This window comes from Mixta sp. Marseille-Q2659 (genome assembly GCF_940807255.1).
Taxonomy (GTDB): domain Bacteria; phylum Pseudomonadota; class Gammaproteobacteria; order Enterobacterales; family Enterobacteriaceae; genus Mixta.
Window position 1 is genome coordinate 120,464 of the sequence record NZ_CALNWY010000010.1, and the last position, 9,695, is coordinate 130,158.

Genomic DNA, 9,695 nt, shown 5'->3' on the forward strand with positions numbered 1-9,695 from the left:
TCATGACCCGTAAAACAAAAATTTTTGCGACCGTAGCGCTGATCATCATCGCTGCCGCCGCCGTTTGTTACTGGCAGGTGCGTCAGTTTGCTGCCTCGCCGTTAACCATTACCCAGGAAAAAATATTTACCCTGCCTGCCGGCACCGGGCGCGTCGCGCTGGAAGCGCAGCTGGAAAGCCAGCATATCGTCAAGCCGTCGCCGTGGTTTGGCGTACTGCTGAAGCTGGAGCCGGAGCTGGCGAAATTTAAAGCGGGAACCTATCGTCTCGACACAGGCATGAATGTGCGTCAGCTATTGACGCTGCTGGCCAGCGGTAAAGAGGCGCAGTTTCCGGTGCGATTCACCGAGGGGACTCGCTTGCAGGATGTCCTGCACGAATTGCGCAGCTCGCCGTGGATTAAACATACCCTGAAAGACGATCGGCCAGAAACGGTCGCAGCTGCCCTGAAGCTGAAAGAGGGCGAAAGCCTTGAAGGCTGGCTGTGGCCTGATACCTGGCTTTATACCGCCAATACTACCGATGTTGCGCTGCTGCAACGTGCGCACCAGCGTATGAAAACGGAAGTCGCCAGGATCTGGCAGGAACGGATGCCCGATCTGCCTTATAAAACGCCGAATGACTTAGTCACCATGGCTTCTATTATTGAAAAAGAGACGGCGGTCAGCGACGAGCGCACAAAAGTTGCCTCGGTCTTTATCAATCGTCTGCGTACCGGCATGCGTCTGCAAACCGATCCGACCGTTATTTACGGCATGGGTGAGAGCTACAACGGCGCCCTGACGCGCAAGGATCTGGAAACGCCGACGCCTTACAACACCTATACCATCAACGGCCTGCCGCCAGGGCCTATCGCTTTACCGGGCAAAGCCTCGCTGGAAGCGGCGGCGCATCCGGTCAAAAGCAATTACCTCTATTTTGTTGCGGACGGAAAGGGCGGGCATACGTTTACCACTAACCTGGCCAGCCATAACCGGGCCGTGCAGGCCTGGCGCATGACAATAAAGGAAAAAAATGAACGCTAAGTTTATTGTGATCGAAGGCCTGGAAGGCGCAGGAAAAACTACGGCGCGCGACTGCATTGTTGAGCAGCTGCGCGAACAGGGCATTACCGATATTGTCTTTACCCGCGAGCCGGGCGGTACGCCGCTGGCAGAAAAGCTGCGTGAGCTGATCAAGCAGGGACTGGACGGGGAAAAAATTACCGATAAAGCGGAGCTGCTGATGCTCTATGCCGCACGCGTGCAGCTGGTGGAAACGGTCATCAAACCGGCACTGGCGCGCGGTGCCTGGGTGGTAGGCGATCGGCACGATCTCTCTTCGCAAGCTTATCAGGGCGGCGGCCGCGGCATCGATCGCCAGTTGATGGAAACGTTGCGTGACACGGTGCTGGGCGATTTCCGCCCTCATTTAACTCTCTATCTTGATGTCACGCCGGAAATCGGCCTGCAGCGCGCACGCGCGCGCGGTGAGCTGGATCGCATCGAGCAGGAGTCGCTGGCCTTTTTTGCGCGCGCCCGTCAGCGTTATCTGGAACTGGCCGCCAGCGATGATTCTATACAAACTATTGATGCGACTCAGCCGCTGGCAGATGTGACAGTGTCACTTAAACAGGTCATGCGTAGCTGGCTGATGGAGCAGCGCTAATGAACTGGTATCCGTGGCTTAATCCCGTTTATCGCCAGATCATTGCACAGCATCAGGCTGAGCGGGCGCACCACGCCTTACTGATACAGGCATTGCCGGGCATGGGCGACGAGACGTTAATCTGGGCCGTAAGTCGTTGGCTGCTATGCCAGCGCCGTGACGGGTTAAAAAGCTGCGGCCACTGTCACGGCTGTCAGCTGATGATGGCCGGAACGCATCCTGACTGGCACCGGCTGGCGGCGGAAAAAAATAAAAGCGCGCTGGGTATTGATGCGGTGCGCGATGTGAATGAAAAACTGTTTCACCATGCTCAGCAGGGCGGAGCGAAAGTGGTCTGGCTGCCCGATGCGGAAGAGCTGACGGAAGCGGCCGCTAACGCGCTGTTAAAAACGCTGGAAGAACCGCCGAAAAACAGCTGGTTTTTTCTCGGCAGCGTCGAACCGTCACGGCTGCTGCCGACGCTGCGCAGCCGCTGCCTGCGGCTGCATCTGGCACCGCCGGATGAGCAACAAAGCCTGCACTGGCTGCAAAAACAGCACGCTGGCTCCCATGAGTCTTTATTGACCGCGCTGCGTCTGAGCAGCGGTGCGCCTGCCGCCGTCCAGGCATTGCTTGATAAGGCGCGCTGGGAACAGCGCCATGCGCTGTGTGAAACGCTGGCGCAAGCGCTGGACGGCGATGTGCTGATGCTGTTGCCCCAGCTGAATCACGATAATGTCGCCGAGCGCATTGCCTGGCTGATGACACTGCTGACGGATGCGCTGAAATGGCAGCAAAGCGGCGATCGCTTTATTACCAATGTCGATCGGCCACAGCTTATTGCGCAGCTGGCACAGCGTTTGCCCGCTGCCGCGCTGGATAAAAGTCTGCGTCAGTGGCTACTCTGCCGTGAGCGCCTTCTGCATATTGTAGCGGTCAATCGCGAGCTGTTGCTGACCGAACAGTTGCTGAACTGGGAAACTTTGCTCAGGCCTGCGGCGACGTCGCTGGCTCATTAATCAAAGAGAGTTGTTATGTTTTTAGTTGATTCCCACTGCCATCTTGATGGCCTGAATTATGAAACGCTGCATAAAGACGTGGATGATGTGCTGGCAAAAGCCGCCGCACGCGACGTGAAATTTATGCTGGCGGTGGCCACTACGCTGCCCGGGTTTAAAGCCATGGCGCAGCTGCTGGGCGATCGGCCCAATATCGCCTGGTCATGCGGCGTGCATCCGTTAAATCAGGAAGAGGAGTGGGATTTTGCGGAGCTGCATCAGCTGGCCGCCGATCCGCGCGTTATTGCGCTCGGCGAAACCGGGCTCGATTATTACTATCAGCAGGAAACCAAAGCGCGTCAGCAAGCCTCCTTTCGCGAGCATATTCGCGTCGGACGTAAGCTGAACAAGCCGGTTATTGTCCATACGCGCGATGCGCGAGAAGACACGTTGGCAATCCTGCGCGAAGAGCAGGTTGAAGGCTGTGGCGGCGTACTGCACTGTTTTACCGAAGATCGTGAAACGGCGGCAAAGCTGCTGGATATGGGCTTTTATATCTCATTTTCCGGCATCGTGACCTTCCGTAATGCCGAAGCGCTGCGCGATGCTGCCCGTTATGTACCGCTGGATCGTATGCTGGTGGAGACCGACTCGCCTTATCTGGCGCCGGTTCCCCATCGCGGCAAAGAAAACCAGCCAGCCTTCACCCGCGATGTCGCGGAGTATATGGCGGTGCTGAAAGGCGTGGATTTGGAAACGCTGGCGGAAACCACCACGCAAAACTTCTCCAGACTTTTCCACGTGCCCGCATCAAGGCTTACCGATACGCCTGCCTGACTTCTTTTATAGCTCGTAATTAATCGCCAAAAATCGTAAAGTGCAGCGCAAAAATCGCGGCCTTTACGGTTTTTTCTGTGCAAAAGATGGCAAAACAATAAAAAATATCCTAAAGGTTAGCCGCCTGATGGGCGAAACGTGACAGGTATCAAACAAAATCGGACAGATTTATTTTACTCTTCGTAATAAATCCAGAGAGCCTTAACAAGCTCCAATGGCAGAAGATCCTCCCTCTTTTGCCACGCGTACCACGCGATTAAAAGCACTCATACTCAGGAGTTCCACAATATGTTTAAGAACGCATTTGCAAACCTGCAAAAGGTCGGTAAATCGCTCATGCTACCGGTGTCGGTTCTGCCGATTGCCGGTATTTTATTGGGCGTCGGCTCGGCAAACTTTACCTGGCTGCCTGCTGTTGTTTCACATGTCATGGCGGAAGCGGGCGGATCGGTGTTCGCCAACATGCCGCTGATCTTCGCTATTGGCGTAGCATTAGGCTTTACCAATAACGACGGCGTTTCGGCGCTGGCAGCGGTTGTTGCTTACGGCATCATGGTGAAAACCATGGCGGTGGTTGCACCGCTGGTTCTGCACTTGCCGGCAGAAGAGATCGCCAGCAAACACCTGGCGGATACCGGGGTACTGGGCGGCATCATTGCCGGTTCTATCGCCGCCTATATGTTTAATCGCTTCTACCGCATCAAGCTGCCTGAATACCTGGGCTTCTTTGCCGGTAAACGCTTTGTACCGATTATTTCCGGTATGGCGGCGATTATTCTGGGCGTGATTCTCTCCTTTATCTGGCCGCCGATTGGTAGCGCGATTCAGGACTTCTCCCAGTGGGCAGCCTATCAGAACCCGGTTGTGGCCTTTGGTATCTACGGCGTAATCGAGCGTTCGCTGGTGCCGTTCGGTCTGCACCATATCTGGAACGTACCTTTCCAGATGCAGATTGGCGAATTCACCAACGCAGCGGGCCAGGTCTTCCACGGCGACATTCCGCGCTATATGGCGGGTGACCCGACCGCAGGTAAACTGTCTGGTGGCTTCCTGTTCAAAATGTATGGTCTGCCGGCAGCAGCTATCGCCATCTGGCACTCTGCGAAACCAGAGAACCGTGCGAAAGTGGGCGGCATCATGATCTCCGCGGCGCTGACTTCGTTCCTGACCGGCATCACCGAGCCGATCGAGTTCTCTTTCATGTTCGTGGCGCCGATTCTGTATGCAATTCACGCCATTCTGGCAGGTCTGGCCTTCCCGATCTGTATCCTGCTCGGCATGCGTGACGGTACCAGCTTCTCACACGGTCTGATCGACTTTATCGTACTGAGCGGCAACAGCAGCAAAATCTGGCTGTTCCCGATTGTAGGTATCGTTTATGGCCTGGTTTATTACACCATCTTCCGCGTACTGATTGCGAAGCTGGATCTGAAAACCCCTGGCCGTGAAGAAACCACGAATGAGCAGTCTACCGGTACAGCCAACGAAATGGCGGCCAACCTGGTTACCGCGTTTGGCGGCAAAGAAAACATCACCAACCTGGATGCTTGTATTACCCGTCTGCGTGTTAGCGTGGCCGACGTATCTAAAGTGGATCAGGCTGGTCTGAAAAAATTGGGCGCTGCTGGTGTGGTAGTGGCAGGCTCCGGCGTACAGGCTATCTTCGGCACCAAGTCCGATAACCTGAAAACCGAAATGGATGACTATATTCGCAACAGCTAATCGCTGCAGCGAAACAAAAAGGCGAGCTTCGGCTCGCCTTTTTTACGTTTATGGCTGCTCACTTTAGCGCGGCATAGCGGGCTGCGGTGTCTGACAGCGGCCCCGCAAACAGGGCCGTTTTGCGGAACATAACCTGACGGCTCAAAGGTAAACGCGCAGATACTCTGTCAGACAGAGCAGCGCCATGGCCTGGCCATAAGGCATAGACGTAAGCGGTATCTGGCGATAGTAGTCCAGATCGCTGCCCATCGCCGTACCGAAGGAAACCTGCGTCAACTCGCCATCGCTGTTGATATGCTGCACAACGCCTTTTACCGCCCGCTCAGCCATCGGCAGATAGTCACGCGAAAGATAACGCTTGCGCACCGCTTTCAAAATCCCGTAGGCGAAGCCAGCGGTCGCGGACGCTTCCAGATAGCTGTCGCGATCGTCAATCAGGGTATGCCAGAGTCCGCTCTCATGCTGCCACTGGCCCAGCGCAGCCACCTGGCTTTCCAGTACCTGTTGTAAAAAGCGACGGGTAGCATGCTGTTCCGGCCACGCCATCAACTCGATAAATTCCGGGATCACAATGGTCAGCCAGCTGTTGCCGCGTGCCCAGCGCGCTTTAGCGAAGTTATGATGTCCTTCGAAGTTCCAGCCGTGGAACCAGAGGCCGGTTTCCCGATCCATCAAATATTGTACGTGGAGTAAGAACTGGTAGCTGGCCTCCTCGACATATTCCGGCCGGTTAAGCAGCTTGCCGATTTTCGCCAGCGGCAGCACGCTCATCATCAGCGTATCGTCCCACAACTGCTGATGGTTTTCGTTGTTATAGACAATATGTTGCAGGCCGCCCTGTTCGGTGCGCGGCATTTCATACATTACCCATTCAGCCCAGCGTTCCAGCACCGGCAGCAGCGCCGGGTTGCGTGTCTCTTCATAACGGTAAGCCAGCGTGAGCAGCGGACAAACGGTATTCACATTTTTAGTCGGCGTGCCTTCTGCCAGCCGCTCGCGGAACCAGTCATCAATAATCGCCAACGTTTTGGCGTCGCCCGTCTGCTGATAGTAGTGATACATGCCGTACAGCCCGATGCCGTGCGTCCATTCCCAACCGGCCCAGCCTTTGGTATCGATAACCCGGCCATCATCCAGCCGCAGCAGAAACTCGCCGCTTTCGTCGGTAATCGCTACCAGATTGTCCGTCAGCTTTTCGATCAGCTTCACCAGCTCAGGACGGGGCAGCAGGAATTCAGGCTGGCGCAGCAGGGCACTATGCTTCACAGGAAATACAGTCATCATTCAGATCCTATCGTTTCAAAGTATGTGGCAGCACCGTGCTGGTGGACTGAGCAGGCCGCAGCGCCGGAGCAGGGGATTTATGACGGTTAAGGAAGCCGATATTGTTATTGCCCCACAGGTTTTCATAGGGTAATCCGGCCAGCGTCTCTACCGTAGCGCGCGCAGCGGGCGTAATCTCATCCACGACCGGGCGTCCCGCCAGACGCATTTTGTTGGTCTCTTCACGCAGTACCGAGTGCGTATGCAAATTCAGACGGAAGCGCAGAGAGATAAAGAAGCCGACCGCCAGCACGCACAGCGTGCCCACGCTCAGAATCAGCAGAATGGTGTGCTGCACGCCTTCGCTCTGTACAGCCTGACCGGAAACAAAGCCGGAGAGCTGTAACACAATGCCCACCAGCATTACTGCGCCCGCCTGTGACGCTTTGCGCGTCAGCGTCATAATGCCCGCAAAGATACCTTCGCGACGCTGGCCGGTAATGACCTCATCAACATCGGCGATATAGGTGTAGATATTCCAGGGCACATAGTTAATGCCGCCGCGACCCAAACCAGCCAGCGCGGAAATCAGCACCAGCAGCGTCATATTATCGTTCATGCCGGTGTACCAGAGGCCAGCATAGGAGAGGGCGCTCAGGCCGAACAGGGTGACCACCAGACGATAGGAAGGTGCCGGCCCCAGGCGAATACAGAGCGGAATCATGCCCATCACCGCGATAAATTGCAGGATCGCCATCGTGCCCATCAGGTTGGAGGCGATTTGCGCGCTCTGCATCAGGACAAACACCACGTACCAGGTAAAGACGGCGTTGAACACGTCCTGCGCAATGTAGCCGCCGAGGTACATGCCCAGATGCTGGCGAAAGATGCGAATACGGAAGGTAGAGGCCAGCTCAACGTAGAGGCGCTTCAGGCTCTGCGCCAGCGTTAATTGCTGTTTCTCCGCTTCGGCGCGGCGTGACTCTTCGGAGAAATCCTCCGGCGCACGTTCCCAGGTGAAGAACCACACCAGCGTCAGGACGATGGCGCAAATTACCGAGAAAACCAGGCTGGCATAAAAGAAGGAGATAGCGTTGTCTTTACCGAAGTGGTTAATCAGCACGCCCGGCAGGAAAGCGGCCAGAATCGCTGAAAGCTGCGCCAGCGCGATACGCGCCCCGGAAAACTTGGTTTTCTTTTTGAAATCGTCGGTCATTTCCGGCACCAGCGTTTCGTAGGGCACCAGAATCATGGTGTAGACAATATCAAACAGCAGATAGGTCAGCAGATAGTAGAGATAACTCATATCGCCAACCCACATCAGGCTATAGCTAAAGACACAGGGAATACCGAGCAGAATAAAGAACTTGCGGCGGCCAAAGCGCTTGCCCAGCCAGGTGGAGCCGAAGTTATCGGTCAGGAAGCCCATCAGCGGGCTGACAATGGCGTCCAGCACGCGTGCCATAGCAAAAATAAAGGTCGCTTCGATCGGCGTAAGGCCGCAGAAAGTGGTGTAGAAATAGAGCAGCCAGGCTGCTGTCAGTGCCGTCGTTCCGGCGCCGAGAAAGTCGCCCGATCCGTAAGCCAGGTAGTGCCGTAAGCCAATTTTACGCGCAGGCATTGTCAATCTCCTTGTCATGACTATTAAAAACGCATGAATTCCGACAGCTCAGACGGATTACCCAAAAGGTAGAATGACGAGGGCGTGCAAACCTTCGCGTTTTTGCTGCGGCCAGGTGAAGGGTGGCAAAAAAACAAAGGAAAACCTGTCGCGCCTCTAATTTATAAAACAGTGTTTTATTTTCCCAAGAGGCGGTGATGGAGAATGCGAAAAGGCGCACAAAAAAGCGACCGGCAAGGTAGCTCTGTACAAAAAAGTGGCACTACGGCAGAGGAATCTAAAGAAAAATAGCAGGAAGGTTGAAAGAAAACGAAATTCTCGCTCATACTCCATTCTTACTTCTTTGCTAAGGATATGGATCATGGCTGAAGAAACTATTTTCAGTAAAATTATTCGTCGTGAAATTCCGGCTGATATTGTCTGGCAGGATGAACTGGTTACCGCTTTTCGCGACATTTCCCCAAAAGCGCCAACCCATGTACTTATCGTGCCCAATATTCTGGTGCCGACCGCTAATGATGTCAGCGAAGCGCATGAGCAGGCGATGGGCCGCATGTTTACCGTCGCGGCGAAAATTGCCAAAAAAGAGGGCATTGCTGAAGATGGTTACCGGCTGATTGTGAACTGTAACCGACATGGCGGACAGGAAGTTTACCATATTCATATGCATCTGGTTGGTGGTTGCCCGCTGGGGCCGATGTTAAGCCTTTAATCTGATAGCGGACCTTCACCATGCGCGCTTTATTAGCCAGCCTGCCGCTGGTTTTGCTTCTGACCGCCTGTAGCAGCGATAAAACGATGATTAATACTTCGCAATCGCTGATTATGGAATCGTCCGTCCTCTCGGCCGGCATTTTAACCAGCAAGCCGACGATTTCTGAGCAGGCCGGGCAGCAGCGGGCGTTAAGCACGCTGGAGAACCAGCAAAGCAGGCCGGTAACCGTTCACTATCGTTTCTACTGGTATGACGACAAAGGGTTGGAAATACAGCCTCTTGAACCGCCACGCACCGTTGTGGTGCCCGCAAATCAACGGATTGAAATCAATTCACAGATCGGCAATCTGATGGCCAGTAAAGTTCGTCTCTATCTTTATTTGTAAGGGGAAATACCGTGATCAGGGGTTTAAAACTCTCCGGCGTGATGCTGCTTGCCTTCGTTCTGGCGGGCTGTATCAATAATCAGCAGCAACAACCACCCGCGCCGGTGGAATCTGTTCCGCCTTCCACGCCGCCGGTTGTGGTACAGCCGCCGCCGATTACCGCTCAGCAGCCGGGCGAAACGGTGCCGCAGCCGCCGAAAATCAGAACGATCAACTGGGATGCCAGCGTTCAGCCGCTGGTGGCGCAGATGTTGCAGGCACAAGGCATTACGTCTGGCAGCGTCTTGCTGGTGGATCGCATCAAAAACAGCACCAACGGCAGTCTGCAAACGTCGAAAGCGACGGCCGCGCTGCAAAACGCGCTGGCGAACAACAACACCTTTACGCTGGTAACGCCGCAGCAGCTGGCGCAGGCCAAACAGACGCTGGGCCTGTCGCCTGAAGACAGTCTGACCTCGCGCAGCAAAGCTATCGGCCTGGCGCGCTACGTCGGCGCGCAGTATGTGCTGTACAGCAATGCGCAGGGC

10 protein-coding genes are annotated in these 9,695 nt (G+C 55.1%); 8 read left to right on the plus strand and 2 right to left on the minus strand.

The features are described 5' to 3' along the window. The first annotated feature begins 2 nt into the window (after nucleotides 1–2). From mltG to ptsG, 5 genes are all read left to right on the plus strand, one after another. On the plus strand, nucleotides 3–1,025 hold the full coding sequence (gene mltG / locus P3C52_RS09880) for an endolytic transglycosylase MltG (protein ID WP_275554830.1): 1,023 nt from the start codon (nucleotides 3–5) through the stop codon (nucleotides 1,023–1,025). Beyond that, nucleotides 1,015–1,647, plus strand: a complete 633-nt coding sequence (tmk, locus tag P3C52_RS09885) for a dTMP kinase (RefSeq protein WP_275554831.1) — start codon at nucleotides 1,015–1,017, stop codon at nucleotides 1,645–1,647. The genes mltG and tmk overlap by 11 nt, the downstream gene beginning before the upstream one ends. Further along, nucleotides 1,647–2,645 (plus strand): DNA polymerase III subunit delta', encoded by a 999-nt coding sequence (holB, locus tag P3C52_RS09890; protein WP_275554832.1) that lies wholly within the window; start codon nucleotides 1,647–1,649, stop codon nucleotides 2,643–2,645. Before tmk ends, holB begins: the two co-directional genes overlap by 1 nt. A 15-nt stretch (nucleotides 2,646–2,660) precedes the next feature. Further along, complete coding sequence (locus tag P3C52_RS09895; protein ID WP_275554833.1) at nucleotides 2,661–3,461, plus strand: metal-dependent hydrolase; 801 nt, start codon at nucleotides 2,661–2,663, stop codon at nucleotides 3,459–3,461. 288 nt (nucleotides 3,462–3,749) lie between these two features. Continuing rightward, on the plus strand, nucleotides 3,750–5,183 hold the full coding sequence (gene ptsG, locus P3C52_RS09900; protein WP_275554834.1) for a PTS glucose transporter subunit IIBC: 1,434 nt from the start codon (nucleotides 3,750–3,752) through the stop codon (nucleotides 5,181–5,183). A 141-nt stretch (nucleotides 5,184–5,324) separates the two neighbouring features. On the opposite strand, the gene P3C52_RS09905 is transcribed toward ptsG, so the two are convergent. Beyond that, nucleotides 5,325–6,464 carry a glycoside hydrolase family 88 protein gene (locus tag P3C52_RS09905; RefSeq protein WP_275554847.1) on the minus strand — a complete coding sequence of 380 codons (1,140 nt, stop codon included), beginning with the start codon at nucleotides 6,462–6,464 and terminating at the stop codon, nucleotides 5,325–5,327. Between the two features lie 10 nt (nucleotides 6,465–6,474). Further along, nucleotides 6,475–8,067, minus strand: a complete 1,593-nt coding sequence (locus tag P3C52_RS09910; protein ID WP_275554835.1) for an MFS transporter — start codon at nucleotides 8,065–8,067, stop codon at nucleotides 6,475–6,477. Nucleotides 8,068–8,428: 361 nt separating this feature from the next. Here P3C52_RS09910 and hinT point away from each other — a divergent pair, with 361 nt between their 5' ends. The 3 genes from hinT to lpoB all read left to right on the plus strand — a co-directional run. After that, nucleotides 8,429–8,779 carry a purine nucleoside phosphoramidase gene (hinT, locus tag P3C52_RS09915; protein ID WP_275554836.1) on the plus strand — a complete coding sequence of 117 codons (351 nt, stop codon included), beginning with the start codon at nucleotides 8,429–8,431 and terminating at the stop codon, nucleotides 8,777–8,779. Between the two features lie 20 nt (nucleotides 8,780–8,799). Further along, on the plus strand, nucleotides 8,800–9,168 hold the full coding sequence (locus P3C52_RS09920; protein ID WP_275554837.1) for a DUF1425 domain-containing protein: 369 nt from the start codon (nucleotides 8,800–8,802) through the stop codon (nucleotides 9,166–9,168). An 11-nt stretch (nucleotides 9,169–9,179) separates the two neighbouring features. After that, nucleotides 9,180–9,695 (plus strand): penicillin-binding protein activator LpoB (gene lpoB, locus P3C52_RS09925; protein ID WP_275554838.1); only part of this gene is annotated, 516 nt, incomplete at its 3' end.

Excerpts from the sequence above, each read along its gene's own strand:
- tmk (WP_275554831.1), top strand. The coding sequence starts at position 1,015 with ATGAACGCTAAGTTTATTGTGATCGAAGGCCTGGAAGGCGCAGGAAAA.
- P3C52_RS09920 (WP_275554837.1), top strand. The coding sequence starts at position 8,800 with ATGCGCGCTTTATTAGCCAGCCTGCCGCTGGTTTTGCTTCTGACCGCC.
- mltG (WP_275554830.1), top strand. The coding sequence starts at position 3 with ATGACCCGTAAAACAAAAATTTTTGCGACCGTAGCGCTGATCATCATC.
- P3C52_RS09910 (WP_275554835.1), bottom strand. The coding sequence starts at position 8,067 with ATGCCTGCGCGTAAAATTGGCTTACGGCACTACCTGGCTTACGGATCG.
- holB (WP_275554832.1), top strand. The coding sequence starts at position 1,647 with ATGAACTGGTATCCGTGGCTTAATCCCGTTTATCGCCAGATCATTGCA.
- ptsG (WP_275554834.1), top strand. The coding sequence starts at position 3,750 with ATGTTTAAGAACGCATTTGCAAACCTGCAAAAGGTCGGTAAATCGCTC.
- P3C52_RS09895 (WP_275554833.1), top strand. The coding sequence starts at position 2,661 with ATGTTTTTAGTTGATTCCCACTGCCATCTTGATGGCCTGAATTATGAA.
- hinT (WP_275554836.1), top strand. The coding sequence starts at position 8,429 with ATGGCTGAAGAAACTATTTTCAGTAAAATTATTCGTCGTGAAATTCCG.
- P3C52_RS09905 (WP_275554847.1), bottom strand. The coding sequence starts at position 6,464 with ATGACTGTATTTCCTGTGAAGCATAGTGCCCTGCTGCGCCAGCCTGAA.